25 protein-coding genes and 2 pseudogenes are annotated in these 25,676 nt (G+C 69.8%); 11 read left to right on the top strand and 16 right to left on the bottom strand.

Annotated elements, in window-relative coordinates; genetic code table 11:
- Position 1: 1 nt before the first annotated feature.
- The 5 genes from zwf (at position 2) to AB0H50_RS31010 (ending at position 6,415) form a co-directional block, all read left to right on the top strand.
- The gene (gene zwf / locus AB0H50_RS31030; protein WP_357459609.1) at positions 2-1,570 is read left to right on the top strand and encodes a glucose-6-phosphate dehydrogenase; all 1,569 of its coding nucleotides are present in this window, start codon (positions 2-4) and stop codon (positions 1,568-1,570) included.
- Entirely contained in the window at positions 1,567-2,475 is a 909-nt protein-coding gene (gene opcA, locus AB0H50_RS31025) for a glucose-6-phosphate dehydrogenase assembly protein OpcA (RefSeq protein WP_357459607.1), read from the top strand. The genes zwf and opcA overlap by 4 nt, the downstream gene beginning before the upstream one ends.
- Complete coding sequence (pgl, locus tag AB0H50_RS31020; RefSeq protein WP_357459605.1) at positions 2,468-3,253, top strand: 6-phosphogluconolactonase; 786 nt, start codon at positions 2,468-2,470, stop codon at positions 3,251-3,253. Before opcA ends, pgl begins: the two co-directional genes overlap by 8 nt.
- A gap of 334 nt (positions 3,254-3,587) precedes the next feature.
- Positions 3,588-5,846 carry a thiamine pyrophosphate-dependent enzyme gene (locus AB0H50_RS31015; RefSeq protein WP_357459603.1) on the top strand — a complete coding sequence of 753 codons (2,259 nt, stop codon included), beginning with the start codon at positions 3,588-3,590 and terminating at the stop codon, positions 5,844-5,846.
- Between the two features lie 89 nt (positions 5,847-5,935).
- Positions 5,936-6,415 (top strand): hypothetical protein, encoded by a 480-nt coding sequence (locus AB0H50_RS31010; RefSeq protein WP_357459601.1) that lies wholly within the window; start codon positions 5,936-5,938, stop codon positions 6,413-6,415.
- Positions 6,416-6,583: 168 nt separating this feature from the next.
- On the opposite strand, the gene AB0H50_RS31005 is transcribed toward AB0H50_RS31010, so the two are convergent.
- Positions 6,584-7,129, bottom strand: a complete 546-nt coding sequence (locus AB0H50_RS31005; protein WP_357459599.1) for a hypothetical protein — start codon at positions 7,127-7,129, stop codon at positions 6,584-6,586.
- A 221-nt stretch (positions 7,130-7,350) separates the two neighbouring features.
- Between AB0H50_RS31005 and AB0H50_RS31000 the strand changes: the two genes are divergently transcribed.
- Positions 7,351-8,157: a hypothetical protein gene (locus AB0H50_RS31000; protein WP_357459597.1), complete on the top strand. Its 807-nt coding sequence runs from the start codon at positions 7,351-7,353 to the stop codon at positions 8,155-8,157.
- A gap of 97 nt (positions 8,158-8,254) precedes the next feature.
- The gene (locus tag AB0H50_RS30995) at positions 8,255-9,085 is read left to right on the top strand and encodes a hypothetical protein (protein WP_357459595.1); all 831 of its coding nucleotides are present in this window, start codon (positions 8,255-8,257) and stop codon (positions 9,083-9,085) included.
- Between the two features lie 11 nt (positions 9,086-9,096).
- Here AB0H50_RS30995 and AB0H50_RS30990 read toward each other — a convergent pair whose 3' ends face one another.
- Positions 9,097-10,086: an alpha/beta hydrolase gene (locus tag AB0H50_RS30990; protein ID WP_357459592.1), complete on the bottom strand. Its 990-nt coding sequence runs from the start codon at positions 10,084-10,086 to the stop codon at positions 9,097-9,099.
- Between the two features lie 54 nt (positions 10,087-10,140).
- Between AB0H50_RS30990 and AB0H50_RS30985 the strand changes: the two genes are divergently transcribed.
- Positions 10,141-10,989: an SDR family NAD(P)-dependent oxidoreductase gene (locus AB0H50_RS30985; RefSeq protein ID WP_357459590.1), complete on the top strand. Its 849-nt coding sequence runs from the start codon at positions 10,141-10,143 to the stop codon at positions 10,987-10,989.
- Positions 10,990-11,052: 63 nt separating this feature from the next.
- Here AB0H50_RS30985 and AB0H50_RS30980 read toward each other — a convergent pair whose 3' ends face one another.
- The 3 genes from AB0H50_RS30980 to AB0H50_RS30970 form a co-directional block, all read right to left on the bottom strand.
- The gene (locus AB0H50_RS30980; protein ID WP_357459588.1) at positions 11,053-12,249 is read right to left on the bottom strand and encodes an MFS transporter; all 1,197 of its coding nucleotides are present in this window, start codon (positions 12,247-12,249) and stop codon (positions 11,053-11,055) included.
- A gap of 66 nt (positions 12,250-12,315) precedes the next feature.
- The gene (locus tag AB0H50_RS30975) at positions 12,316-12,789 is read right to left on the bottom strand and encodes an Rrf2 family transcriptional regulator (RefSeq protein ID WP_357459585.1); all 474 of its coding nucleotides are present in this window, start codon (positions 12,787-12,789) and stop codon (positions 12,316-12,318) included.
- 106 nt (positions 12,790-12,895) lie between these two features.
- Positions 12,896-13,558 (bottom strand): hypothetical protein, encoded by a 663-nt coding sequence (locus tag AB0H50_RS30970; protein ID WP_357459582.1) that lies wholly within the window; start codon positions 13,556-13,558, stop codon positions 12,896-12,898.
- Here AB0H50_RS30970 and AB0H50_RS30965 point away from each other — a divergent pair.
- A pseudogene (locus tag AB0H50_RS30965) lies at positions 13,557-13,943 on the top strand (ABC transporter ATP-binding protein); the annotation flags it as partial. The gene AB0H50_RS30970 and the pseudogene AB0H50_RS30965 sit on opposite strands and share 2 nt — an antisense overlap.
- Before the next feature lie 74 nt (positions 13,944-14,017).
- Here AB0H50_RS30965 and secG read toward each other — a convergent pair.
- The 4 genes from secG to AB0H50_RS30945 all read right to left on the bottom strand — a co-directional run bounded on the left by secG (position 14,018) and on the right by AB0H50_RS30945 (position 17,238).
- Complete coding sequence (gene secG / locus AB0H50_RS30960; protein ID WP_067835097.1) at positions 14,018-14,251, bottom strand: preprotein translocase subunit SecG; 234 nt, start codon at positions 14,249-14,251, stop codon at positions 14,018-14,020.
- Between the two features lie 65 nt (positions 14,252-14,316).
- Positions 14,317-15,927, bottom strand: a complete 1,611-nt coding sequence (locus AB0H50_RS30955; protein WP_357459579.1) for an MFS transporter — start codon at positions 15,925-15,927, stop codon at positions 14,317-14,319.
- Positions 15,928-16,255: 328 nt separating this feature from the next.
- Positions 16,256-16,459 (bottom strand): EF-hand domain-containing protein, encoded by a 204-nt coding sequence (locus tag AB0H50_RS30950; protein ID WP_357459577.1) that lies wholly within the window; start codon positions 16,457-16,459, stop codon positions 16,256-16,258.
- 200 nt (positions 16,460-16,659) lie between these two features.
- Entirely contained in the window at positions 16,660-17,238 is a 579-nt protein-coding gene (locus tag AB0H50_RS30945) for a hypothetical protein (RefSeq protein ID WP_357459574.1), read from the bottom strand.
- Between the two features lie 283 nt (positions 17,239-17,521).
- Here AB0H50_RS30945 and AB0H50_RS30940 point away from each other — a divergent pair, with 283 nt between their 5' ends.
- Complete coding sequence (locus AB0H50_RS30940; protein ID WP_357459571.1) at positions 17,522-18,316, top strand: META domain-containing protein; 795 nt, start codon at positions 17,522-17,524, stop codon at positions 18,314-18,316.
- Positions 18,317-18,319: 3 nt separating this feature from the next.
- Here the strand turns inward: AB0H50_RS30940 and AB0H50_RS30935 are convergent, their stop codons facing one another.
- The 4 genes from AB0H50_RS30935 to gap all read right to left on the bottom strand — a co-directional run bounded on the left by AB0H50_RS30935 (position 18,320) and on the right by gap (position 21,856).
- Complete coding sequence (locus tag AB0H50_RS30935) at positions 18,320-18,553, bottom strand: hypothetical protein (protein ID WP_357459569.1); 234 nt, start codon at positions 18,551-18,553, stop codon at positions 18,320-18,322.
- A gap of 274 nt (positions 18,554-18,827) precedes the next feature.
- Positions 18,828-19,613, bottom strand: coding sequence for a triose-phosphate isomerase (gene tpiA / locus AB0H50_RS30930; protein ID WP_357459567.1), 786 nt, complete (start codon positions 19,611-19,613; stop codon positions 18,828-18,830).
- Between the two features lie 3 nt (positions 19,614-19,616).
- The gene (locus AB0H50_RS30925; RefSeq protein WP_357459564.1) at positions 19,617-20,831 is read right to left on the bottom strand and encodes a phosphoglycerate kinase; all 1,215 of its coding nucleotides are present in this window, start codon (positions 20,829-20,831) and stop codon (positions 19,617-19,619) included.
- 5 nt (positions 20,832-20,836) lie between these two features.
- Positions 20,837-21,856 carry a type I glyceraldehyde-3-phosphate dehydrogenase gene (gene gap, locus AB0H50_RS30920; protein WP_357459561.1) on the bottom strand — a complete coding sequence of 340 codons (1,020 nt, stop codon included), beginning with the start codon at positions 21,854-21,856 and terminating at the stop codon, positions 20,837-20,839.
- 398 nt (positions 21,857-22,254) lie between these two features.
- Here gap and AB0H50_RS30915 point away from each other — a divergent pair.
- Positions 22,255-22,522, top strand: a pseudogene (locus tag AB0H50_RS30915) (GNAT family N-acetyltransferase); the annotation flags it as partial.
- A 103-nt stretch (positions 22,523-22,625) separates the two neighbouring features.
- Here AB0H50_RS30915 and whiA read toward each other — a convergent pair.
- The 3 genes from whiA to rapZ are packed head-to-tail and all read right to left on the bottom strand — an operon-like array spanning position 22,626 to position 25,584.
- Positions 22,626-23,603, bottom strand: coding sequence for a DNA-binding protein WhiA (gene whiA, locus AB0H50_RS30910; protein WP_357459559.1), 978 nt, complete (start codon positions 23,601-23,603; stop codon positions 22,626-22,628).
- On the bottom strand, positions 23,600-24,646 hold the full coding sequence (gene yvcK / locus AB0H50_RS30905; protein ID WP_067780407.1) for a uridine diphosphate-N-acetylglucosamine-binding protein YvcK: 1,047 nt from the start codon (positions 24,644-24,646) through the stop codon (positions 23,600-23,602). Before yvcK ends, whiA begins: the two co-directional genes overlap by 4 nt.
- Positions 24,643-25,584, bottom strand: a complete 942-nt coding sequence (gene rapZ / locus AB0H50_RS30900; protein WP_357459556.1) for an RNase adapter RapZ — start codon at positions 25,582-25,584, stop codon at positions 24,643-24,645. Before rapZ ends, yvcK begins: the two co-directional genes overlap by 4 nt.
- Positions 25,585-25,676 lie beyond the last annotated feature (92 nt).

Below are 25,676 nucleotides of genomic sequence, written 5' to 3'. Positions count from 1 at the left end.
CATGGCAGGCTCGGCTTCGAAAACGTCGACTGTCTGGAAGAACCCACTCCGCGACGAGCGGGACAAGCGGGTGCCGCGGATCGCGGGACCGTGCAGCATGGTGATCTTCGGTGTCACCGGAGACCTGTCTCGCAAGAAACTGATGCCCGCCATCTACGACCTGGCGAACCGGGGGCTGCTGCCCCCGGGTTTCGCGCTGGTCGGTTTCGCGCGACGCGACTACGCGGACGAGGACTTCGCCGAGGTCGTGCTCGACGCGGTGAAGGCGCACGCCCGCACTCCCTTTCGCCAGGAGGTCTGGGACCACCTTGCCGAGGGAATCCGGTTCGTGCAGGGCACCTTCGACGACGACACCGCCTTCGCCAGGCTCGCCGACACCCTCGGCAGGCTGGACAAGGAGCGCGGCACCGGCGGTAATCACGCCTTCTACCTGTCGATTCCGCCGAACATGTTCCCGCTGGTGCTCGACCAGCTCTCCGAGCACAAGCTGGCCCAGCCGTCCACCACCGACATCGCCGGGCGCAAGCCGTGGCGGCGGGTGGTGATCGAGAAACCGTTCGGGCACGACCTGGACAGCGCGGTCGAGCTCAACGCGCTGGTCAACCGGGTGTTCCCGGAGGAGACGGTGTTCCGCATCGATCACTATCTCGGCAAGGAGACGGTGCAGAACATCCTGGCGCTGCGCTTCGCCAACCAGCTGTTCGATCCGATCTGGAACGCCAACTACGTCGACCACGTGCAGATCACCATGGCCGAGGACATCGGCCTCGGCGGGCGCGCAGGCTACTACGACGGCATCGGCGCGGCTCGCGACGTCATTCAGAACCACCTGCTGCAACTGGTCGCGCTCACCGCCATGGAGGAGCCGATCAGCTTCGAGCCCAAGCAATTGCAGGCCGAGAAGATCAAGGTGCTCTCGGCCACCAAGCTGGTGGAACCGCTGGACGAGACCACCGCGCGCGGCCAGTACGCGGAGGGCTGGCAGGGCGGCGAGCACGTCGTCGGCCTGCTCGACGAGGAGGGCTTCGACCCGCAGTCGAAGACCGAGACCTACGCGGCGATCACCCTCGAGGTCGACACCAGGCGCTGGGCGGGCGTGCCGTTCTACCTGCGCACCGGAAAACGCCTCGGCCGCAGGGTGACCGAGATCGCGGTGGTCTTCAAGCGTGCGCCGCATCTGCCCTTCGACCAGACCATGACCGAGGAGCTCGGTCAGAACGCGCTGGTGATCCGGGTGCAGCCGGACGAGGGCATCACCATGCGCTTCGGCTCGAAGGTACCGGGGTCCGGCATGGAAGTGCGCGACGTCAATATGGATTTCAGTTACGGCGAGGCGTTCACCGAGTCCTCCCCCGAGGCCTACGAACGCCTGATCCTCGACGTGCTGCTCGGGGTGCCGTCGCTGTTCCCGGTGAACGCGGAGGTCGAATTGTCCTGGCGCATCCTGGATCCCGTGCTCGAACGCTGGGCGGCGGACGGCAGACCCGATCCGTATCCCGCCGGCACGTGGGGGCCTGCCTCGGCCGACGAGATGCTGGAACGCACCGGCCGGGAATGGCGGCGCCCATGATCATCGACATGCCCGACACCACGACCGGCGCGGTCACCAAGCGCCTGGTCCAGCTGCGCGAGAGCAACGGCGTCATCACCATGGGCCGGGTGCTCACCCTGGTGGTGTGCACGCTGGACAGCTCCGAGGCCGAGGACGCCATCGACGCGGCCAACGACGCCAGCCGCGAACATCCCTGTCGCGTAGTGGTTCTCGCGCGCGGCGACCGCGAGGCCGAGACCAAGCTCGACGCCCAGATCCGGGTCGGCGGCGACGCGGGCGCGGCCGAGGTGATCGTGTTGCGCCTGCAGGGCGAGCTGGTCAGCCACGAGAGCAGCGTGGTCATTCCGTTCCTGCTGCCCGACACCCCGGTGGTGGCGTGGTGGCCGCGCGGCGCGCCGGAGTTCCCGTCCAAGGATTCGGTGGGGAAGCTGGCGACCCGGCGTATCACCGACGCCACCTTCGCCGCGGACCCGCAGGCGACGATCAAGAAGCGCCGCGGCTCCTATGCGTCCGGCGACACCGATCTGGCATGGAGCCGGATCACCTACTGGCGGGCACTGCTCGCCGCCTCACTGGACGAGCCGCCCTTCGAAGCGGTCGAGTCGGTGACCGTGTCCGGCCTGCGCGACGAGCCCGCGCTCGACATGCTCGCCGGGTGGCTGGCCGCCCGGCTGGGCTGCCCGGTGCGCAGGCGCACGGGCGCGCTGCGGGTGGCGGTGCACCGGCCGTCGATGACCATGGCCATCGAACGCCCGCAGACCGGGCGCACCGCGACGCTCACCCGCACCGGCGATCCGGACCAGCGAATCGCTTTGGCGCGGCGGGAAACTCGCGACTGCCTCGCCGAGGAACTGCGTCGGCTCGACGCGGACGACATCTATGTCGAAGCCCTCGCCGGAATCGAGAAGGTGACCTATGAGTGAGACCCCCGCTCAGCAGTACGCCGGTCGGGAGCGCGCCGACAGCGATCTCCCCGCCGACACCGTCGAGGTGCACCCGGACGCGGGCGTGCTCGTCGCCGCGGCGGCCGCCCGCTTCGTGCAGGTCGTGGTGGCCGCGCAGGCCGAGCGCGGCTCCGCGTCGGTGGTGCTGACCGGCGGCGGCACCGGCATCGCGATGCTCGAAGAGGTGCGCAAGGCGCCCGGCGATATCGACTGGTCGCGGCTCGACATCTTCTGGGGCGACGAGCGTTTCGTCCCGGCGGGCGACCCCGAGCGCAACGAGCTGCAGGCCAGGCAGGCGCTGCTCGACCACGTGCCGGTCGACCACGCCAGGGTGCACCCGGTCGCGACCTCCGACGGCGAATACCCCGACCCGGTCGAGGCCGCGGCCGAGTATTCGGCGGCGGTGCACGCCCACCTCGTCGAACACGGCGCGTTCGACCTGCACCTGCTCGGCATGGGCGGCGAAGGCCACGTCAACTCGCTGTTCCCGGACACCGACGCGGTGCGCGAGGAACACGAACTCGTTGTCGCCGTGACGAATTCCCCCAAGCCGCCGCCGGTCCGCGTCACGCTGACGCTGCCCGCGGTGCGTCGCGCGCGCCACGTCATGCTGATCGTCGCCGGAGCGGGGAAGGCGGAGGCCGTCGCCGCGGCCATCGGCGGGGCCGAGCCGGTCGACATCCCCGCGGCGGGCGCGGAGGGATCGGAGTCGACCACGTGGTTGCTGGATCGCGAAGCCGCCGGCGCTTTGCGCTGAATGCTTCCGAGCGCACGGCGCTGAGCGGTTCCGAGCACACGACGCTGCGTGCTACTGAGCGCACGACGCTGACTAGCTCCGAGCTCACAGCGCCGGGTGAATCCGAGCGCACGGCGCTGCGTAGTTTCCAGCGCACGGCGCTGCGTAGTTTCCAGCGCACGGCGCTGAACAGCTCCGAGCGCGCAACGCTGGGCACTGTCCAGCGCACGGCGCCGAACGCTCTCGACAAGGGAGGTCGCATGCCGCACCTGGTCGTCGATGGTTTCGCCGGTGGCTCGCCGGGTCACCGGTGGACCACCGCCGGTCCGCCGAGTTCCTGTCGGACGGACCGGCGATGAGCGGGATGTCGCCGGAATCCGGCGCGAATCCGGGGCAGGCGCTGGACGAACGGTTCCGCGCCGAGATCGGCACGCTGGCGGCACGGCCCGCCTGCGACGAGGACCTCGGCCCGGGTATCTCCCGCGCCACCCTGTTCGAGGTGTTCGATGCGCAAGCCACCAGCAGGCAGCTCGATCTGGCGGCGCGCAAGCTCGGCGTGGCCAAGCGCGGGTACTACAGCATCGGCTCGTCCGGTCACGAGGGGAACGCGGCGCTCTCGGTCGCGACGCGGGCCACCGATCCGGCACTGCTGCACTATCGTTCGGGGGCGTTCTTCGTGCACCGGGCGCGACGGGTGCCTGGGCTCGACCCGATCCGCGACGTGCTGCTCGGCGTGGTCGCCGCGGCGGTCGACCCGATTTCCGGTGGCAGGCACAAGGTCTACGGCAGCAAACCGGCGCACGTCATCCCGCAGACCTCCACCATCGCCTCGCACCTGCCGCGAGCGGTCGGCTTGGCGTTCGCGATCGAACGCGCCGCACGGCTCGGCATCGCGTCGGAGTGGCCGCGGGATTCGGTGGTGCTGTGCACTTTCGGCGACGCCTCGGCCAACCACTCGACGGCGGCGGGCGCCGTCAATGCCGCCGTGCACACCGCGCACCAGGGCATTCCGGTGCCGATCCTGTTCGTCTGCGAGGACAACGGCATCGGCATCAGCGTGCCGACGCCGCCGGACTGGATCGAGCACGCCTACGGAACTCGGCCCGGGCTGGCGTATTTCGCCGCCGACGGCTGCGATCCGATCGACGCGCTGACCGTCTCCGAGCGCGCCGTACGCTGGGTGCGCGAGCACCGCGCACCCGCATTTCTGCGATTGCGCACGGTGCGGCTCCTTGGGCACGCGGGTTCCGACATGGAAACCGCGTATCGCAGGCCCGCCGATCTCGCGGCCGAGCTGGAGCGCGACCCGGTCGTCGCGACGGCCCGGCTGCTCGTCGAGCGGGGGCTGGCGAGTCCCGACGAGGTCGTAGGGCTCTACGACGAGATCGGGCACCGGGTCACGGCGATGGCCGAATTGGTTTGGCGGGAACCGAAATTGACGTCCGCCGCAGCCGTCACGGCGCCGCTCGCGCCCGCGCGTCCCGAGGTCGTGCGCACGGACGTGCTACGGGACACGATGCCCGCCCCAGCCGCGCAGTCCCGGCCGGGTGTGCGGCTCACGGGCTCGGACCGTCGGCGGCCGCGGACCGGCGCGTTCGCGGGCGAAGCGGGGATGACCGTCGCGCAGGCGATCAACCACACCTTGGCCGCCCTGCTCGAACGCGACCCCGACGTGCTGGTGTTCGGCGAGGACGTGGGACGCAAGGGCGGCGTGTACGGCGTCACCAAGGGATTGCAGAAGCGCTTCGGCGCGCGCCGCGTCTTCGACACGCTGCTCGACGAACAGAGCGTGCTCGGCACCGCGCTCGGCGCCGGACTCGCCGGTTTCGTCCCGATTCCGGAGATCCAATATCTCGCCTACCTGCACAACGCGGCCGACCAGGTGCGCGGGGAGGCCGCCACCCTCCAGTTCTTCTCGCACGGCCGTTATCGCAATCCGATGGTGGTCCGGATCGCGGGCTTGGCCTATCAGAAGGGGTTCGGCGGGCACTTCCACAACGACAATTCCGTTGCGGCGCTGCGTGATATCCCCGGGCTGGTGATCGCGGTCCCGGCCCGCGCCGACGACGCGGCCGCGCTGCTGCGCACCTGCGTCTCGGCGGCGCGGGTGGACGGACGGGTCTGCGTCTTCCTCGAACCGATCGCGCTGTACCACACCAAGGATCTGCACGAGGGCGACGGCGCGTGGCTCGCGCCGGATACCGCCGGGGAGCACGTGGAGATCGGCCGCGCCCGGGTCTACGGCGACGGCGACGACCTCACGATCGTCAGCTTCGCCAACGGCGTCCCGATGAGCCTGCGGGTGGCGGAGCGGCTCGCGGCACGCGGTGTCCGCACCCGTGTGCTTGACCTGCGCTGGCTGAGTCCGCTGCCGGTCGACGATCTGCTGACGCATGCCCGCGCCACCGGGCGGGTGCTGATCGCCGACGAAACCCGGCACAGCGGCGGCGTTTCCGAATCGGTGTGCGCGGCGTTGATCGACGCCGGTTTTCCGGGCCGGGTCGCGCGGGTCACCAGCGCGGACAGCTTCGTTCCGCTCGGGCCCGCCGCCGAGGCGGTGCTGCTGGACGAAACCGGCATCGAGAAGGCCGCCGCGGAACTGCTCACCGATTAGCGTGCGATCCGCGTGTTCGCGGTTGGTCGGGCGGTCCCGGGAAATACCCTGGAGAAAGCAATGGTGACCAGCGGCGAAAGGGCAGGACGATGACCACGATGTCCATCCTGGGCGAGGTGCGACCCGAGCACGACGCGAAGACGGGCGACGATCGCGTGCTGCTGCACTACCTACGGTCCTACCGTCAGCCGGTGCTGGACGTCTGGTCGGCGTGCACGTCGCGCAGCCAGCTGGAACGCTGGCTCGGCGCCGCGTCGGGCGGCAGCGGCAACTTCACGATCGAGCCGATGGACGGCCCGGTGCCCGGCCCGATCGCGGTTCGCGTCGACCACTGCGTGGCGCCGCACGAACTCGTCGTCCATATCGACGGCTGTCTCCTCGAACTGCGCCTGACCCAGGTCGGCGTCGTCACCAACCTCGAACTCGTCCGCCGCCACCTCTGTCACACCGACGCGAGCGCCGTCGGCCCCCGCTGGCAGTACCTGCTGGACCGGCTCACCGCTTACCTGGAATTCCGCCCGCTCCCGAGCTGGGCCGACTACCCGGAGCTCGCGGCGGAATATCGCTGAACGACGAGGGCCTTGTTCCACAGGTCCTGGCCACCACTCAGCGTGCCCGCACCGAGTCGAAATACCATCGGCGCAATCGGCGGGCAGGACGCCACACCGCGGTCCTCGATGGGCGCGTCGCGTGGTCAGGCCCACCCGCGTGACGTGTCTCTCGACGCGTGCGCAGCTTCAGTACCGGTACCAGGGGCCGTCGTACGGTGCGAAGTGATAGCCGTACTCACCCTTCGGCTGTGGCGCTCCGTCCGGCATGTAGGCGAAGCCGTGCTTCGTGTACCAACCGCGCCCGGTACTGAACAAGCAGCCGCCCGCGTACGGCTCGACGCTGATGGTGGTGTAGACGCCGTAGCGGGCGCTCGCGTCGGACGAAACGCACTCGGCCGCCGCGCGTTCGAGACTGCCCTTCGACAGCTGCCAACCGAGCGCTTCCGGTAGCCCGGTCCACAACGCTCCGACGGCGCTCACGACCACCAGAGGCGCGACCAGGCTCAACCGCGCGTTGTCGTAGGCGATCAGGCCGACGAGGCCGCAGATCACCCACAATATTCCGGCGGTGAGCAGCCCGAGCAGCACGAGCCCCGTGTAGTCGATGCTGTCGACCACCTGCTCCACGATCAACCCCAGACAGCAGACAGCAGCGAGTCCCGCGGTGCCGAGCACCGAGACGACCCACCACCGCGGCGCTCCACGCCGCCAATCGATTCCCCCGATTCCCATACGGCCACAGTACCGACCGTTCGGCCCGTCAGCGGCGGACGACATCCGAAAGGCGGGGGTCGCCACGGGGCGCGCCGCGACTCACCGAATACGCGACACGCCAAGGGATCTCATCCACGGCTGACACCGCATCGAATACCTGACGATCGCTGCTGTCCGCGATCACGCCACGCGCCGGGGTGTCACCTCGGCGGCTCAGTCGTGTGGAAGGCGGTGCCGATATGGCCTTGGAGTTCCTTGTTCCGGTCGCCGCGGCGGTCTCGGCGCTGACGGTCTTCGTGGTGGGCGATCGCCTACGCCCGCAGTCGTGGCGGCAGACGAGCGACGAGGAGTCGGGCACCCTGGTCCTCGACCTCATCACGACGCTCTTCACCGCGGTCGTCGCCTTCGTGGTGGTGATCTGCTGGCAGCAGTACGAGAACGCCAACAACCACACCATCGCGGAATCGAAAGCGCTGGTGGACACTTACTCGGCAGCGCAACAGCTGCCCGCCTCCGATCGGCAGCGGGTCCAGAGTTCGGTGCGCGCGTACACCCAACAGGTCGTCACCGGGGAGTGGTCGGTGATGGACACCGACCACAAGCTCAGTCCGTCCACCCAGGACACCCTCGACACGCTGCACGCCGACGTCGCCGCCCTGCCCTCGGACGACGCGGCCGCCGAAACGCTGGCCGGACTCGACCGGGTCGCCGAGGCCAGGCACGACCGGGCCATGGACGCCAGCGGCGGGGTGCCCGGATTCCTCTATCTGGCACTGTGTTTCGGCACCATCCTGCTGCTGCTCAGCCCGGTGCTCTCCGGCCTGCGGGTGACCAAACGCAGCGTCGCGATGACCGTGCTGCTCGGCGTGGTGGTCGGCGCGGCCGTGCTCGCCATCCACAATCTGGACCGCCCGTTCTCCGGCGGGAACCGCGTCCCGAGGGACGCCTACGAGTACGCGCAGTCACGTTTCGAGCAGATCGGCGAACGCACGCCGAACTCCGCACCCGCCACCACGATCGGCGCCGGCGATGTTCCGCATCGGTAAACCGGGCCGTGGCGGGGACGGATCGGCCGGCCTCCGAGCGGGCGGACGCGGTACGAGGCCCCGCTGTGCGACAGCCGGTTTCGCCACACTCTCCCTGATGGCCGCCGCACTGGCCTACTCGCCACTCGCCGCCGCCCAACCGGCTCCGCCGCTCCTCCCGCCGGGCCTCGTCAGCGGAAGCGCGGGCGCACAGCCGATCGACACCGGAAGCGCCCCCGCCGCAATCCCTCTGGACCTCACGCCGCGATACGCACCGATTCTCCCGGCCTCGATCGGTAGCTACACCACGATGCACGAGCCCGCGACCGTCCCGGTCGTCCCAGCAGACACCGAACTCGCCCCCGCACCGGCCACACCGGCCGAAGCCCTCGGCCTCGATGTCGGCAGCGTCCGCGCCGCCTGCACCGGAAGCGCCGAGGCGGGTAGCGCCGCCCTAGCTCTCGGCTCCGCACTCGGCAGCGGCGGCGGCAGCGGCCTCGTGGGTCCCGGTCTCGTCGGCTTCGGCTCCAGCGGGTCCGCGCTCGGCAGCTCGACCGGCAGCGGCCTCGTCGGCCCCGGTTCCAGCGGTTCGGCGCTCGGCAGCGCCGCGGGCAGCGCTTTCGGCAGCGGCGCACTGCTCACCTGTCTCCTGCTGTTGCCGATGGCCCCACCGACGCCGGGCATTCCGCTCCGCCTCGACCCGCTGACTCCCGTCCCGATCCCGCATGCCCCGGCCGAACCCGTTCCGGCGCGGGCGCAGGCACCGGAACCGACGCCGCAGGCGTTGCCCGCGCGGCCACCGCGAGCGGCCGATCCGCAGCCCGTCGAACCTGCCGCTGACACCCTCGCCTGGAACCTCCTGGAGATCGTGACGGTGCTGGTGATCGCGGTGCTGACCGCCGTCCGCACCCGGGTCGTCGCCGGTCGCGTCCCGCCGCTGCCGCGATGAGCGGACGGACGTCAGGCCGGAACGTCGGCCCTCGCGGGCGCCAAGTCGGCCAGATGCGCCGTGATCAGCGCGTTCACCTCGTCGCTGCGCTCGAGCTGGACGAGGTGCCCGGCGTCCGGAACCTTCGTCACCGCGCGCAGATCGGGCACGGACGCGCGCAGCGTCCCCAACGGATCGCGGCCGCTGAAACCCTCCATATCCGGGTCGCGCTCGCCGTAGAGGAAGTACGTGGGCACGGTCACCCGCGCGTCGGCGTAGTCGGCCGTGAGCGTCCAGTTCCGGTCCAGATTGCGATACCAATTGAGGCCGCCGGTGAAACCCGTGCGCTCGAAATCGGCGGCCAAGGTGCTGAATTCGTGCTCGGCGAGCCATCGCCACGGCAGTGCCGGAGCCTCGGGCAGCACGTCGAGATAGCCGGTGCCCTCGGCGGGGAAGCGCCACGTGTCGAGGTAGTGATAGTCGGCGCTGAGCGAGTAGTAGACGCGGGCGAGGAATTCGCGCGGACTGGCCCCGAGTTCGGCGTCGGCTACGCCGGGCCGCTGGAAGTAGTCCAGGTGCAGGAAATGGCGCGCGGCCGCTTTCGCCCACAGCTCAGAAGGCGCGCGCGGCGGCCGCGGCGCATAAGGGTTGTTCAGCACGATCAGGCCCGCGACGCGCTCTGGTGCGCGCAGCGCCAGCTCCCACACCAGGGCGGCGCCGAAATCCAGCCCGACGAACACCGCGCGCTCGGCGCCGATGTCGTCGAGCAGGCCGAGCAGATCACCGATGACCGCCCGATTCGTGTATTCCGCCGGGTCGTCGGGAGTCTCGGTCCGGCCGTATCCGCGCAGGTCGGGCGCTAGGGCGCGATATCCGGCCGCGGCGACCGCGGCCAGCTGCCGATGCCAGACGAACCAGGTGTGCGGGAAACCGTGACAGAACACCACGGGATGGCCGCTGCCCTGTTCGGCGACGTGCATCCGGATGCCGTTGGTGGTCACGAACCGATGCGTCGGCTCCACTCTCGCCTCCAAACTTAGAACGCGTTCTATGAATCACGGTAATGTCCGGGAGTCGTGAGCGGAATACCTCGAGAACTCCACGGCCGGGTCGCGGTCGTCACCGGCGCGAGCCGCGGCATCGGCAAAGGCATCGCGCTGGAACTGGGCGCCGCGGGCGCGACGGTGTACATCACCGGCCGGTCGGCGACGCCCGGCCGACTACCGGGCACGGTGCACGACACCGCGGCCGAGATCGACGCGCTCGGCGGGCGCGGCATCCCCTTCGTCTGCGATCACCGCGACGACGACGCCGTGCAGCGTCTGTTCGAGCGAGTGCGCGCCGAGCAGGGTCGTCTGGACGTGCTGGTGAACAATGTCTACAACTCCCCCGCCGCCGCGCGCTGGCTCGGCAAACCGTTCTGGCAGGTGCCGCCGACGGCCTGGGACGAGAGCTTCGACGTCGGCGTCCGATCCCATTATGCGGCGGGCTTCTTCGCGGCGCCGCTGCTCATCGGCTCCGGCGGGCTGGTCGTCAACATCTCCTCGCCGGGGTCCCAGCGGTACATGCACAACGCGGTCTACGGTGTGGCCAAGACGGCACTGGACCGGCTCACCGCGGACATGGCGCACGACCTCGCCGACACCGAGGTGACCGTGGTCTCGCTGTGGCCGGGCATCGTGGACACCGAACTGCTGCAACTGGTCCCCGCCGACGCCGCCGGACGGCGGCTGGTCACCCTGCCCGGCGAGGGCACCTTCGATCTCGCCGCCGCCGAGACGCCGCGCTTCCCAGGGCGCGCCGTGGTGGCGCTGGCCGCCGATCCGCGACGACGCGCCCGCACCGGACGGGCTTGGCGGGTGGCCGACCTCGCCGACGAGTACGGCTTCACCGACGTCGACGGCCGAGTGCCGCGCCACGACTGACCCCCGGGTGAGTCAGGGTGGGGCGAGTCGGTTCGGTTCCGGTCGCCCCCGGGGTGGAAGGGTTCAGGGTCGGGTCGCTGTCGCAGTGACCCGAAGGTAGGCCAGGGCGATCACGGCCAGGACGGTGCCGGTGGCGAACATGGTGGTCGGGCCGTGATCGATGGAGAAGCCGCCGAGCAGAGTGCCGACTCCGATGCCGAGGTAGATGCCGGAGGCGTTGAGCGCCACCACGAGTCCGGACTCCTGCGGGGCAGCGCCGATGAGCCGATGCTGCTGGGCCGGGGTCTGGCACCAGCTGGCCGCACCCCACGCCGCCGCGAGCGCCCCCACCAGCAGCGGCGCACGCGTGCCGGTGGCCGCCAGGACGCCCATGACACCCAAGGCCGTGGCCATGGTCAGGTAACCGATGGTGAGCACGCGCGTCGCGCCCCAGCGGTCGGTGACGTAGCCGGACACCAGATTGCCTGCGACCGCGCCGATTCCGTAGAGGCACAGCACCCACGCGGTGCTCGAAGCACCGATACCCAGTGCGCCCAGCGCGGGCACGGCGTAGGCGTAGACGACGTAGGCCGCGCCCATACCCAGCACGGTCAGCGGTAGCACCTTCGCGACGGTCCGGTTGCGCAACACCGACAATCGCGTGGTCAGCGGCACGCCCGGGCTGCCGGGCACGAACGGCACCCATGCCGCGACACCGGCCGCGGCCAGCAGGCACAGCGCGGCGACACCGGCCAGGGCCGAGCGCCAGCCCAGCAACTGCCCGAGCGCGTCCCCCAAGGGCACGCCGAGCGCGGTCGCGATCGTCAGTCCGCCCACAACCACCGCCAGCGCCCGCGCCCGCGCGTCAGGGCGCACCAGCGCCGAGGCCAGCGCGCCTGCGTTCGGGGTGAATGCCGCCGCCGCGACCGCGGCGAGGACCCGGGTGAGCAGCAGGATCGAAAAGGTCGGCGCGAGAGCCGATCCGAGGTTGGCGACAGCGAGCACCAACAAGGCGGTGACCAACAGCGCCCGCCGCGGCACCCGCGCGGTGACCGTGGCGAGCACCGGCGAGCCCAGCGCGTATCCGGCGGCGAAGACCGTCACCGCCGAACCGGCCGTCGCGGTGGACACCTCCAGTCCGGCGGCCAGGTCCGGCAGGAACCCGGCCAGCACGAACGCGTCCGTGCCCACGGCAAAGGTGCCCAACGCCAGAATCAGGGTGCGGCGCAACCCATTCGACCGATCATTGGCCTCGCGAGATGTAATCAGGACATTTGACATCCCGGATTCCTTTCGAAAAAACCCGGCCGGTGGCCGGGTGAGTTTTTCACCGGACGGCGCGCCCCCTCAGGCGTTCCGCTGTTCATAGAACCGCCGCGCCCGACGCGGCGCATTCGCCGGGGCGTCAGCGATCAGATCCGCGACGGTCTGACTCGTCAACTCACGCCGCCATGCCAGCTCGGCGCGGCGCATCGCGGTAGCGATCCCGCACGGTGTGGCGAATTCGGACTTGCCTGCGGTCTCGCCGGCTCCGCGGCGGCGGATCTCGGTGCAGCGGAATGCGTCGGTGCGGCCTTCGACCGCGGCGACGACGTCCATCAACGTGATGTTTTCGGGCGCCTTCGCCAGCCGATATCCGCCGCGCACGCCCGGGGTCGACTCGAGGATCCCCTCCCGCACCAGCGGTTGCAGCCGTTTCTTCAGGTACTCCGGCGGCAGCTCGAAGATCTCCGCCAGCCGGGAGGTGGCGATCGGCGCATGGTCGTCGAGCCAGGCCAGCACCAGGCAGCAGTGCAGTCCCCACTCGACCCCTTCACTCATGAGCATAAATAGGGATAATACATGTCCCGAATACCTGCAAGAAAATCATCGGGTAGCGCTGGGTCTGGTCGTGACGCGCGAGCGAGCGCGCGCCACGGCCGCCGAGTCACTTCTTCGGGAACGGTGTGTTGATCGTCGTGAAGTACTGGGCTGCGGCCAAGACGGCGACGGGCGCGGTCACCAGCAGCTGACCCGCGACGGTGCCGAGCGCGCCGATCGCGACGATGCCGCCGAGACAACTCACCGCAGCGGCAGGGATGAACGGACCGAACAGCCCGGCAATGGTCGCCGACGCCACGGTCGCGCCGACGACACCGCCGAGCACGCAGCCGACCGCCGCCCCGCCCAACCCGCCGACCAGGGTCCCGATGGTGGCGCCCATGGAAATGGTGGACGCCATCCGGCTCCAGGCCGCCTGTTCCCGCTCGTATTCCGACTTCCATGGCGCCTGCTCCTCGAAGGGCAGCGCGACCGGCCGGTAGGCGGCGTGCGCGAGCTCGAATCGCGGCGTCAGGGTGGCCGAGCGCCCGGCGATCTCGGCGGCGATGGGGAACACGAAATCATCGACGCGGAAAGCCAATTCGGCGCCCGCGAGCACCGCCCCGTCCGCCGCGCGGATCTCGAACACGCCGTCGTCGACCACCATCGAGCCCGCGTCGACGGTGACCACGGCGGATGTCTCGGTGGCGGTGGCGGAGAATCCGACCGCATCGGATTCCGGTGCCGCGCCCGCGGGCGCGGCACCGAGGGCGAGCGCGTCCCTCGACATCGCCGACGGCGAGTTCATGGTGCTGCTCGGACGGAGCGGCTGTGGCAAGTCGACGCTGCTGCGCCTGATCGCCGGTCTGGAGACGCCGACTTCCGGACGCGTCCTGCTCGACGGGCGCGACATCACCGGCGCGGCCCCGCAGCAGCGGGATCTGGCCATGGTCTTCCAGAGTTACGCGCTGTACCCGCATCTCACGGTCGAACGCAATATCGCGTTCCCGCTGCGGGCCAGGCGCCTGTCCCGTGCCAGGATCGCCGCACGGGTGGCGGAGGTCGCCGCCGCGCTGGAGCTGACTCCGCTGCTGCGCCGCCGCCCGGCCGCGCTGCCGGGCGGCCAACGGCAGCGAGTCGCTTTGGCACGCGCCATGGTTCGCGATCCCGGCGCTAACCGTGTCGAGTAACGGGAAGTGAATCGCGCGCCAACGATCGCGGCAGGCCCGATGACCGGGCCGTTGCCCGCTCAGGCGAACTTGATCTCCAAGCCGATGCCGAGGATGGCGATGACCCAGATGAGGCCGGTGAAGATGGTGACGCGGTCGAGGTTCTTCTCGACGACGGTGGAGCCGGACAGGCTCGACTGCACGCCGCCGCCGAACAGGCTGGACAGGCCTCCACCCTTGGCGCGGTGCAGCAGCACCAGCAGCACCAGCAGCACGCTGGTGATGATCAGGAGGATATCCAGGAACATCCGCATGGCGATCAGTCTATGGGGTGGGTTCACCGCACGCCTAAACGGGGCTCGCGGCGACGGGCCGCGGCCTACCGGCGGTCCACTCCGACCAGATGGGTGATCTCCTCCTCGCCCGCGCCGAATTCGGCCACCGCGTGCTCGCGCAGCTGATCCTGCGCGGTCAGCCGCACCTGGTGCTGCTGCATGTGCTCGGCCCATGAGCGCACCACGAACGCCTCGACGTAGCGGTCGACCACGCCGACATCGCGGTACAACCGCCATTCCATCGCGCCGGTGCGCTGGCGCGAGCGCCCGACGAACGCCATCGCCTCGAGGAATTCCCCGACCCTGTCCTCCGGCACGTCGTAGGACCGCAGCACCAGCACGGGGCCGTCGTCGGGCTGCGGTTCCACCACCAGTTGCGGCTCCGGCCAGAACGCCGACGGCGTGTGGTCGAGTTCCTCGGCGTTGTGCCGGATCGGCAGCCACACACTGCTCACCGCACTGCCCGCCAGCAACACCGCCGCGATCAGCAGCGCGGTGACCGAGTCGAGCGCACCGGCCACCAAGCCCCAGAACAGCGAGCCGATCGCCTGCCCGCCCATGAAGACCAGCATGTAGACCGAGAGACCGCGGGCACGCACCCAGGCGGGCAGCAGCAGCTGCATGGTGGAGTTCATCGTCGACATGGCCAGCAGCCAAGCCAGACCCGCCCCCACCAGCAGCATGAGCACCGGCACCACGTGGTGCAGCAGCGCCGCGCCCACCGACGCCATGCCGAACAGCACCGCGGCCGCGGTCAGCCGCTGCGTCGGCGTCAGGAGCGCGCGGATCCGCGACAGCCCCAGCGCGCCGAGCACGGCGCCGAGTCCCAGCGCACCGAGCATCAGGCCGTACCCGGAGGCCGACAGACCGAGCGAATCCCGCGCGATCACCGGAAGCAGCGCCCACAGCGCGCTCGCGGGCGCGATGAACAGGATCGACCGCAGCAGCACGCGGCGGATCGCGGGCGCGGCCCGGATGAAGCGGGTGCCCGCCTGGAGCGCAGCCAGCGGTCGCTCGGTGGGCAACTGCCGATCGGCGACCGGCCTGCGCCAGACCGCGAGCACCGTGACGATCCCCGTGAAGGACAGCGCGTTGAGCGCGAACACCAGCGTCGGCCCCGACAGCGAGACCAGCACGCCCGCCAGCGCGGGTCCCACCGCGCGGCCGATGTTGATGTTCATGCTGCCCAGCGCCGCCACGGACGGAATCTGTTCGCGCGGAACCAGTTCCGGCTGAATCGCCTGCCAGGCGGGCGCGGTGAGCGCCTGCCCGCAGCCCAGCAGGAACAGCAGAGTGAGCAGCACCTCGGGCGTGGTGTGCCCGGTCGCGGTGGACACGGTGAGCACGGCCGCCAGCAACGCCATCGTCGACTGGGCACCGAGCAGCAGGCGACGACGGTCGACCAGGTCGGCGATCACCCCGGACGGAATGGACAGCAGCATGACCGGCAGCGTGATCGCCGTCTGCACGAGCGAGACCAGTGTCGCCGCGTTCGGCTCGTCGACGAGAAGCCACTGCGCGCCGACCGTCTGCATCCAGGTGCCGAGATTGGACACCAGCTGCGCGATCCACAGCGCCCGATAGATCGGCGACCGTAGCGGCGCCCAGGTGGAAAGAGGGGTCGTCGCGTCGGCGGTGGTCACTCCGGAAAGCATATCGCCGCGCGCGCACCGGCACCGTTCCGCGCATCCGGCGGGCGACCGTTCCCGGTCGCCTTCGCGCGACCGGCCGACGCCGCCGAGTCACCCGGCTCGGTCAGGTTCTTCGTCCGACGCCACCGTCCGCATCGAGGACCTGTAGTCCTACGGCACAGCAGTCCTACGACACAGCGCAGCCCCGGACCATGAGGGTTCCGGGGCTGCGCGGCCTCGAGCTTGTGCGCGATCGGCAGCGGCAGGAGCAGCACCACCGTCCGCGGTTCGACTCGACCCTGATTCACCGCCTTGTGATGCTTGCCGGGGCGGCAGGCGTTGCGACGCGGAACTATCGTCCGGCCAGGTAGGACTCCTCGAATTCCTCGAAGCTGATCTGATCGTCTTTGTTCTTGTCGAGCAACCCGAAGTACCTGGAGCTGACAGCGTTGCTGACCGGACGAGTGCGATCGAGATATTCCTTCAGTTCGGCGACGGAAATGTAGCCGTCATCATCGAGATCGATCTCGGCGAATATCTGGGTGGCGTCGACCATGGCAACTCTCCCTTCGTAGCTGTCCGAATCGGTGTCCCATCTTCTGGTCGAACTACGAGCATCGAGCTTGTCGAATATACCGCCGCGACCGACGTCCGCGGACCGCTTCCGGAGGTGGCCGAACCCGCCGGACACGGTGAGCACCGCGGCGTCGGCAAGCCCCAGACAGCGGCGGTGACGGCGGCTAGGGGGCAGTGGTGTCAGCGTGCTTCGTACGTTGTCGCGAGCGCACGGAGTCCGGGGTCGGCGGCGATTCGCGCCGCGGTATCGGCTCCTGGCGGGTAGTGGCGGACGCCGACCAGCCATTCGCGGCGCAGCTCCGGCAGGACGATCTGTGTCGCGTCCCATTCGTCGACCCGGACACCACGCCAATCCATCGCCGCCTCCTCGGGCCCGAACGCCGGACCGTCGGATCGTCCCGCGGCCGCGAGCAGGGCCATCGTCTCCCCCAGGTAGTCGTTCCAGCGGGAGTAGGACGTCGCGAGCGCCGCCGAGGGCGGAACGGTCAACCGCAGCAGGCACACGCCATGCGCCCATTGATCGTCACCGAGCAGCAAGTCCGCGGTCATCCGCACCCGCCGGTGACGCAGCGCCCGCCCGGGCCAGCACCACACCGGCGGATCATCGCCGCAGGCGATGCCGCTGCGCTCCATCTGCGCCACCATTGCGCGGTAGGCGGGCCGCCAGTTCACGATCACCCGATCCCACGACGCTCGATAGCGGCCCCGGGTCCGCAGCGCCGCAACCACTTCCGGCGCTTGCAACGTCCACACCCGCACGCACACCCTCCCCACGGTCCGATTCCCCGGCGATTACCCGGAGCTCGATTCTTCCCCGCCATCTTGCCCGGTCCGACGGAGAGATCGAAGTCCATTTCGGCGGCGCCCGAGTGGCGTGCGCGCCCGCCGTCGGCGCTGTCCCCGAACGTTTCTCGTGCCGGCGGGAGACGAGCTCGGCCCGGATCGGCGTGTCCGTCGGCGACGAAGGTCGGCTTACGAGCTTCGACCGGTCCGGGTCCCGGGATCCCGCGGCTTCGGCCTCGATCTCGGTAGCATCGCGCCCATGGCGTCCTCACTATTGCGGTTCCTCCCGGTGCTGTTGCTCGCCCTCGGTGTCGCCGCCTGCTCCGGCGGAGACGACACCGAGCCGAGCGAGCCGGGGGCGTCGCCGATGGGACGCACGTTCCTGTCGACTCAGGTGCAGGGAGAGCCGATTCCCGGTGGCGGCCCGCTCTCGTTGCGGTTCGCGGACGGCAAGGTCACCGCGTACGCGGGATGCAACACGATCTCGGGTGCGGTGACGCTCGACGACCACGTGCTGCGAACCGAGGAGCTGACGAGCACGCTGATCGGTTGCCCCGGCGAGCTGGCCGACGCGGATCGCTGGGTGGACACGCTGCTGAATTCCGCGCCCGCTTGGCAGCTCGACGGCGACACCCTGACATTGCGGAACAACGAGCAGACCGTCACGCTGCTGGACAAGAAGGTCGCGCAGCCGGACAAACCGTTGCGCGGCACCACGTGGGTGGTGAACGGGCTGATCACGCCGGACGCGCAGATCCAGTCCCAGGCCGTCATCGAGGCGAAGCCGACGCTGGTGATCGCCGAGGACGGCTCGGTCTCCGGTTCGGCGGGCTGCAACCGGCTGACCGGCACGGCCACCATCGAGCCGGGACAGGACGGCGAGAAGGTCACGTTCCGGCTCGGCGCCACCAAGATGATGTGCCCGCCGGAAGTGATGGAGATCGAGACCGTGGTGCTGCGCGCACTCGACGGGACCACCACCGCCACCATCGACGCCGACATCCTCACCCTGCGCAACCAGAACGGGCACGGCCTCACTCTGACGGCGCAGTAGCGCTCACTTCCGGGTGAGGATCACCCGGTCCGCGATTATCTCCGCCTCCCCCGGCGGGGTGAAGTACAGCTCCATAACCACCCGGTCCGCCGACTCCAGCCGGATCGTGGTGCGCATCGGAATCGTCTGGCCGACAAAGCGTTCGCCGAGCACGCCGGGATCGGTGAACTCGCCGAACGCGGTGATCTCGGTGTCGCTGCCGCCACTGCCCTCGACCCCCTTGTAGGTCATCATCATCGGCGTGACGCTGTCCACCGTCGACCACTCGGATGTGCGCTACCGTCCGGCGCGCGGTTTCGCCCAGAACGAAACCATCGCCGCGGAAACGAAACGGCCCGGTATCGCACACGCGATACCGGGCCGTTTACGCAGCGTCCGGGCGACGCCCTCGGCCACTCAGGGCAACGCCCTCGACGAACTCAGGGCAACGCCCTCGACGAACTCAGGGCAACGCCCTCGACGAACACAGGGCAACGCCCTCGACGAACACAGGGCAGTGCCCCCGGTCAGCTCACGGCAGCGGGCCGCCCGCGGCGATCGCGGAGAGGGTGGCGAACTCGTCACCCTTCAGCGACGCGCCGCCGACCAACGCACCGTCGATGTCGGGCTGAGCGACCAGCTCGCCGACGTTCTTCGCGTTGACCGAACCGCCGTAGAGCACCCGCACCTCCATGGCGACCTCGGGCGAGGCCAGCTCGCCGAGCTCGGCGCGGATGGCGCCGCACACCTCCTGCGCGTCGGCGGGGGTGGCGACCTTGCCGGTGCCGATGGCCCACACCGGTTCGTAGGCGATGACGACCTTGGAGATCTCCTCGGTGGTCAGTCCCTTCAGCGAACCACGCAGCTGCTCGAGGTTGTACTCGACGTGCGTGCCCGCCTCACGGACGTTCAGCCCCTCGCCGATGCAGACGATCGGCGTGATGCCGTGCTTCAGCGCCTGCTTGGCCTTGGCGAGCACGGTGGCGTCGTCCTCGTTGTGGTACTGCCTGCGTTCCGAGTGCCCGACCACCGCGAAGGTGCAGCCGAGCTTGGCCAGCATGCCGCCGCTGATCTCCCCGGTGTAGGCGCCCGAGTCGTACACGGAGACGTCCTGCGCACCGTAGGTGATCAGCAGCTTGTCGCCCTCGACGAGGGTCTGCACGCTGCGGATGTCGGTGAACGGCGGGATGACCGCGACGTCGACCTTGGCGAAGTACTTCTCCGGCAGCGCGAAGGCGATCTTCTGCACCAGGGCGATGGCCTCGAGGTGGTTGAGGTTCATCTTCCAGTTGCCCGCGATGAGCGGTTTACGTGCCATGGATCAGTCCTCCAACACACTGATGCCGGGAAGTTCCTTGCCCTCCAGGTACTCCAGCGACGCGCCGCCGCCGGTGGAGATGTGCGAGAAACCGTCCTCGGGGAGTCCGAGCGCGCGCACGGCCGCCGCCGAGTCGCCGCCGCCGACCACGGTGAACGCACCCTTGCCGGTGGCGGTGACGATGGCTTCGGCGACCCCGCGGGTGCCCGCGGCGAAGTTCGCGAACTCGAACACGCCCATCGGGCCGTTCCAGAACACCGTCTTCGCCTCGGTGAGCAGCGCCGCGAACCGGTCGACCGACTCCGGACCCACGTCCAGACCCATCCAGCCTTCGGGAATCTCGTTGGCGGGCACGACTTTCGAATCGGCGTCGGCCGCGAACTTGTCCGCCACCACGATGTCGCGCGGCAGGTGGATGACGTCGCCGAAGCGCTCCAGCAGGCCCTTGCAGGTGTCGATCATCTCTTCCTGCAGCAGCGAGGAGCCCACCGAAAGGCCCTGTGCGGCAAGGAAGGTGAAGCACATGCCGCCGCCGATCACCAGGGTGTCGACCTTGGGAGCCAGCGCCTCGATGACCGCCAGTTTGTCGGAGACCTTCGAGCCGCCGAGCACGACCGCGTACGGCCGCTCGGGGTTCTCCGTCAGCTTGGCCAGCACGTCGACCTCGGCCGCGACCAGCGTGCCCGCGTAGTGCGGGAGCCGCTTGGCCACGTCGTAGACCGAGGCCTGCTTGCGGTGTACGACGCCGAAGCCGTCGGAGACGAACGCGCCGTCTTCGCCGACCAGCTCGACGAGCGCCGCGGCGAGCTTGCCGCGCTCGGCGTCGTCCTTGCTGGTCTCGCGGGGGTCGAAGCGCACGTTCTCCAGCAGCAGCACATCGCCGTCGGTGAGGCCCTCCGAGCGCGAGAGCGCGTCGTAGCCCACCACGTCACCGGCCAGCTGGACGTTGCGGCCGAGCAGCTCGGCCAGCTTCGCGGCGACCGGAGCCAGCGAGAACTTCGGGTCCGGCTCGCCCTTGGGACGGCCGAGGTGCGCGGTGACGACGACCTTGGCGCCGGCCTGGACCAGCGCCTCGATGGTCGGCACCGACGCGATGATGCGGCCGGGGTCGGTGATCTCGCCGTTCTCGTCGAGGGGAACGTTCAGATCGGAGCGCACCAGCACGCCCCGGCCCTCGACGCCTTCGTTCAGGAGATCCTGGAGTGTCTTGACTGCCATGCCGATCAGAGGGACTTGCCGACGAGGCCGATGAGGTCGGCGAGGCGGTTGGAGTAGCCCCACTCGTTGTCGTACCAGGACACGACCTTCACCTGGTCGTCGATGACCTTGGTCAGCGGCGCGTCGTAGATCGACGAGTGCGGGTCGGTGACGATGTCGCTGGAGACGATCGGGTCTGTGTTGTACTTCAGGATGCCCTTCAGCGGACCCTCGGCGGCGGCCCGGTACGCGGCGTTGATCTCCTCGATGGTGGCCGACTTGCGCAGGGTCGCGGTCAGGTCGGTGACCGAGCCCGTCGGGACCGGAACGCGCAGCGCGTAGCCGTCCAGCTTGCCCTGCAGTTCGGGCAGCACCAGGCCGATGGCCTTGGCGGCGCCGGTGCCGGTGGGCACGATGTTCAGCGCGGCGGCGCGGGCGCGACGCAGGTCGCTGTGCGGGCCGTCCTGCAGGTTCTGGTCCTGGGTGTAGGCGTGGATCGTGGTCATCAGGCCACGCTCGATGCCGAACTCGTCGTTGAGGACCTTGGCCAGCGGGCCGAGGCAGTTGGTGGTGCACGAGGCGTTGGAGATGATGTTCTGGCTGCCGTCGTACTGGCTGTCGTTGACACCCATGACCACGGTCAGGTCCTCGCCCTTGGCCGGGGCGGAGATGACGACCTTCTTGGCGCCGGCCGCCAGGTGGCCCTTGGCCTTGGTGGCGTCGGTGAAGATGCCGGTGGACTCGACGACCACGTCGACACCCAGGTCGCCCCACGGCAGGGCCGCCGGGCCTTCTTTGATGGCCAGGGCCTTGATCCGCTGGTCGCCGACCACGATGGTGTCTTCGCCGTCCAGCGAGACATCCTGCGGCAGACGGCCGAGGATCGAGTCGTACTTCAGCAGCGTGGCCAGGGTCGCGTTGTCGGTGAGGTCGTTGACCGCGACGATCTCGATATCGGTGGTGCCGAGCGCCTTCTGCGCCTCCACCGCCCGGAAGAAGTTACGTCCGATACGACCGAAGCCGTTGATGCCTACCCGGACTGTCACGTTATCGCTCCTCAGCTTTCAAGCGGATTCATTCCGATGCCTTACTCACACTAATGCCCTGCCGCCACCTCTCCGACACGCACCTGGCATGGTGAGGACCGCTCGAGGGCCGTGACCGGTCACGATCCGGCGCCCGGCCGCCCAGCTGGGCGCCATGTCGTGGCCAGCGCGGACGGCCGTTCGCGCCGCCATCGCCAGGTCCCGAACGGCGACAATCCCCCTCGACAGAATCCCGTGTGTCGCGGAAGCAAAGCGCCCCAAGGTTTTTCACCATCACACCGCCCGAGCGCGCGCCGGTGGCGCCGCCCGCAGGCCCGGCGTGACGCGCACCTCGGCCGGGACGACGGAAAAATCGCTGGCGCATCCCGCGTGGCGCGGCAGGATGGACAGAGGCCACGCTCGCCCCGCACCGCCCGGTCGAACCCGTCTGGTTCCTCGGCACCGTCGGCGTCGACCCGGACAGTCAGGGCCACGGGCTCGGCGCCGCGGTGATCCGGCCGGGCCCTGGAGGCCGCCGAGCGCGCGGGCGTGCCCGCCTTCCTGGAGACCTCCGAGGAGCGCAACGTCGGCTTCTACGAGCGGCTCGGCTTCCGCGTCACCGCGACCGTGGACCTGCCGGACGGCGGTCCCACCACGTGGGCCATGCTTCGCGATCCCGGCACGTGAACTCCGCGCAGGCGAGCAGACCCTTCGGGTACCCGATGCCCCGCACGCAACACGCCCCGAGCGCCGGCTATCGGCCTCGGGGCGTGTGGTGAGTCGAGCGCCGTCAGGCCTCGTCGAGAAGCTCAGCGGTCACGGCGGATTCGGTGTCTGGCACGCCGAGTTCCTTGGCGCGCCGGTCCGCCATCGAGAGCAAGCGCCGAATCCGGCCCGCCACAGCGTCTTTCGTCATCGGCGGGTCGGCGAGCTGACCGAGCTCCTCCAGGGAAGCCTGGCGGTGCTGGACGCGCAGCTTGCCCGCCGCGGCCAGATGATCGGGCACCTCGTCGCCGAGGATATCCAGCGCACGCTCCACCCTGGCGGCCGCGGCGACCGCGGCGCGCGCCGAGCGGCGCAGGTTCGCGTCGTCGAAGTTGGCCAGCCGGTTGGCGGTGGCGCGCACTTCACGGCGCATCCGGCGCTCCTCCCAGGTGAGCCGGGTGTCCTGGGCGCCCATCCTGGTCAGCAGGGCGCCGATCGCCTCGCCGTCGCGCACCACGACGCGATCGGTGCCGCGCACCTCACGCGCCTTGGCGGTGATGCCCAGCCTGCGGGCTGCGCCGACCAGCGCGAGCGCCGCCTCCGGACCGGGGCAGCTGACCTCGAGCGCCGACGAGCGACCCGGTTCGGTGAGTGAGCCGTGCGCGAGAAACGCTCCGCGCCAAGCGGCTTCGGCATCCGCGATGCTGCCGCCGACCACCTGGGCCGGCAGTCCGCGCACCGGGCGGCCGCGCACGTCGAGCAGACCGGTCTGCCTCGCCAGCGCCTCGCCCTCCTTCGACACCCGCACGACGTACCTGGAGGTCTTGCGCAGACCGCCCGCGCCGAGCACGTGCACGTCGGAGCCGTAGCCGTACAACTCGAAGATCTCCCGGCGTAGCCGTCGAGCGATGGAACCCATGTCCACCTCGGCCTCGACGATCACCCGGCCCCCGACGATGTGCAGGCCGCCCGCGAACCGCAACAGAGCGGAGAGCTCCGCCTTCCGGGAACTCACCTGCGACACCGTGAGCCTGCTCAGCTCGTCTTTCACTTCGGCTGTCATCGCCACGAGACGCGCTCCTTTCCACCCAACCCGGACCGCACATCCGCGCCCATGTGCCGTCCCTCGACTCGAAGTCCTGCCATTTGCGGCCGAGGTTGCCGGATCAGCTGATCCAGTGCGGCGGCAAGCTTTCCGGGGTGATGCCGGTCCGTTCCCGCTTCGGCGACATCGGAGAAGGTTACTCGCGCCCGCAACTGTTCGGCAGCCCTGGCAACGTGTTCGCGTTCCCGGCCCTCCGGCACCGAGCCGGAATCGACCAAGACCTCGTCGACAACGAATTCCGGTGCGTGCTGGGACAATACATGCAGATGACGCTCGGCGGAGAAACCGGCCGTCTCCCCCGGTTCCGCGGCGAGGTTGAGCACCAGCACCTTTCTGGCTCTGGTGTAGACCAGCGCGTCGCGCAGCTCGGGAACGAGGACGTGCGGAATCACGCTGGTGAACCACGATCCCGGCCCGAGCACCACCACGTCGGCGTGTTCGATGGCCGAGGTCGCCTCCGGGCTGGCGGGCGGATCGGACGGAATCAGCCGCACGCGTCGCACCTTGCCCGGCGTCGTGGCGACCGCCACCTGGCCGCGGATGCAGCGGCTGACCCGCGGATCGGCTTCCAGACCCGAGACATCGGCCTCGATATCGAGCGCGATCGGCGACATCGGGAGCACCCGGCCACTGGCGCGCAACATCTTGGCCACCTCGTCCAGCGCGGCGACGGGATCGCCGAGCACCTCGGTGAGGCCCGCCAGGATGAGGTTGCCGACCGAGTGACCCGCGAGCGCGCCGGTGCCGCCGAAACGATGCTGGACGGTTTGCGTCCACACCCCTTCGGGGTCGGCGGCCAGCGCTGCCAGCGCCATGCGCAGATCCCCCGGCGGCAGCACCCCCAGCTCCGCGCGGAGCCTTCCCGAGGATCCGCCGTCGTCGGCGACGGTAACCACCGCGCAGATCTTCCTGGTCAGCCGCCGCACCGCCGTCAGGGTGGCGTACAGGCCGTGGCCGCCACCGAGCGCGACGATGGCGGGATTCGATTCCCACCCGGTCATTCGCGCCCCAGATCCCGGTGCACGACCCGCACGACGTCGGCCGAGCCGTCCGACTCCGATCCGATGAGTTCGCCCAGCGCCTCGGCGATCGCCACGCTGCGGTGCTTGCCCCCCGTGCAGCCCACTGCCACGGTCATGTATCGCTTCCCCTCTTGGCGGTAACCGTTCGTCGTCAGGTCGACGAGGTGGCGGCAGGTGTGCAGGTAGTCGGTCGCCCCGGGGCGCGACAGCACGTACTCGCTGACCACCGTCTCCTGTCCCGTGTGTTCCCGCAGTTCCGGTATCCAATGTGGATTGGGTAGAAAACGCACATCCAACACCATGTCGGCGTCCAACGGAACCCCGTACTTGAAGCCGAAGGACTGCACAGTCAGCTGCAAGGCGGTGGCCACGCCGCCGCCGTAGGCCTCCTCCAGCTTGCGGTGCAGCTGGTGAATGGACAACTCGGTCGTGTCGATCACCAGGTCGGCGGCCGTCTTCACGGCGGAGAGGCGCACCCGTTCGGCGGCGATGCCCGCGGACAGCGTGCCGTCGGCGCTCTCGCTCTGCAGCGGGTGCCGTCGGCGCGCGAATCCGAAGCGGCGGATCAGCACATCGTCGGAGGCCTCGAGGAACAACACCCTGGTCCGGACGCCGAGCGCACGCAACTGTTCGGTGACGACCGAGAGATCACCGGTGAAGAATCTGCTGCGCACGTCCATGACCAGGGCGAACCGACCGATCGGTGGCTCAGCGGAGGCGCCGAGCTCGACGAGCCTGCCGATCAGCTCGGGCGGCAGATTGTCGGCGACGTACCAGCCCAGATCCTCCAGCACCCGCGCGGCGGTGCCGCGGCCCGCACCGGACAACCCGGTCACGATGACGACCTCGACCTGCTGCCGCAGCTGATTGCCCGCACGCGGGCTGCCCGCACTGTTGTTCGATTCGACGCGTGTCATGTCCTACCGGAATCCGTGTCTAGGTGCCTCTCGATCATCCCGCACCGGACTCGGTATCGGGCATGCGCGCTGACCCTCCGTGGTGTACGAGG

Origin of the sequence: Nocardia sp. NPDC050793 (genome assembly GCF_040654065.1) — a bacterium.
In the GTDB taxonomy this organism is placed as follows: domain Bacteria; phylum Actinomycetota; class Actinomycetes; order Mycobacteriales; family Mycobacteriaceae; genus Nocardia.
This window is presented reverse-complemented; position numbering and strand designations above follow the sequence as displayed.

Bases quoted from the DNA above. Each gene is read 5' to 3' on its own strand.
- zwf (WP_357459609.1), top strand. From the start codon at position 2: ATGGCAGGCTCGGCTTCGAAAACGTCGACTGTCTGGAAGAACCCACTC.
- opcA (WP_357459607.1), top strand. From the start codon at position 1,567: ATGATCATCGACATGCCCGACACCACGACCGGCGCGGTCACCAAGCGC.
- pgl (WP_357459605.1), top strand. From the start codon at position 2,468: ATGAGTGAGACCCCCGCTCAGCAGTACGCCGGTCGGGAGCGCGCCGAC.
- AB0H50_RS31015 (WP_357459603.1), top strand. From the start codon at position 3,588: ATGAGCGGGATGTCGCCGGAATCCGGCGCGAATCCGGGGCAGGCGCTG.
- AB0H50_RS31010 (WP_357459601.1), top strand. From the start codon at position 5,936: ATGACCACGATGTCCATCCTGGGCGAGGTGCGACCCGAGCACGACGCG.
- AB0H50_RS31005 (WP_357459599.1), bottom strand. From the start codon at position 7,129: ATGGGAATCGGGGGAATCGATTGGCGGCGTGGAGCGCCGCGGTGGTGG.
- AB0H50_RS31000 (WP_357459597.1), top strand. From the start codon at position 7,351: ATGGCCTTGGAGTTCCTTGTTCCGGTCGCCGCGGCGGTCTCGGCGCTG.
- AB0H50_RS30995 (WP_357459595.1), top strand. From the start codon at position 8,255: ATGGCCGCCGCACTGGCCTACTCGCCACTCGCCGCCGCCCAACCGGCT.
- AB0H50_RS30980 (WP_357459588.1), bottom strand. From the start codon at position 12,249: ATGTCAAATGTCCTGATTACATCTCGCGAGGCCAATGATCGGTCGAAT.
- AB0H50_RS30975 (WP_357459585.1), bottom strand. From the start codon at position 12,789: ATGAGTGAAGGGGTCGAGTGGGGACTGCACTGCTGCCTGGTGCTGGCC.
- AB0H50_RS30970 (WP_357459582.1), bottom strand. From the start codon at position 13,558: ATGTCGAGGGACGCGCTCGCCCTCGGTGCCGCGCCCGCGGGCGCGGCA.
- secG (WP_067835097.1), bottom strand. From the start codon at position 14,251: ATGCGGATGTTCCTGGATATCCTCCTGATCATCACCAGCGTGCTGCTG.
- AB0H50_RS30955 (WP_357459579.1), bottom strand. From the start codon at position 15,927: ATGCTTTCCGGAGTGACCACCGCCGACGCGACGACCCCTCTTTCCACC.
- AB0H50_RS30950 (WP_357459577.1), bottom strand. From the start codon at position 16,459: ATGGTCGACGCCACCCAGATATTCGCCGAGATCGATCTCGATGATGAC.
- AB0H50_RS30940 (WP_357459571.1), top strand. From the start codon at position 17,522: ATGGCGTCCTCACTATTGCGGTTCCTCCCGGTGCTGTTGCTCGCCCTC.
- AB0H50_RS30935 (WP_357459569.1), bottom strand. From the start codon at position 18,553: ATGATGATGACCTACAAGGGGGTCGAGGGCAGTGGCGGCAGCGACACC.
- tpiA (WP_357459567.1), bottom strand. From the start codon at position 19,613: ATGGCACGTAAACCGCTCATCGCGGGCAACTGGAAGATGAACCTCAAC.
- AB0H50_RS30925 (WP_357459564.1), bottom strand. From the start codon at position 20,831: ATGGCAGTCAAGACACTCCAGGATCTCCTGAACGAAGGCGTCGAGGGC.
- whiA (WP_357459559.1), bottom strand. From the start codon at position 23,603: ATGACAGCCGAAGTGAAAGACGAGCTGAGCAGGCTCACGGTGTCGCAG.
- yvcK (WP_067780407.1), bottom strand. From the start codon at position 24,646: ATGACCGGGTGGGAATCGAATCCCGCCATCGTCGCGCTCGGTGGCGGC.
- rapZ (WP_357459556.1), bottom strand. From the start codon at position 25,584: ATGACACGCGTCGAATCGAACAACAGTGCGGGCAGCCCGCGTGCGGGC.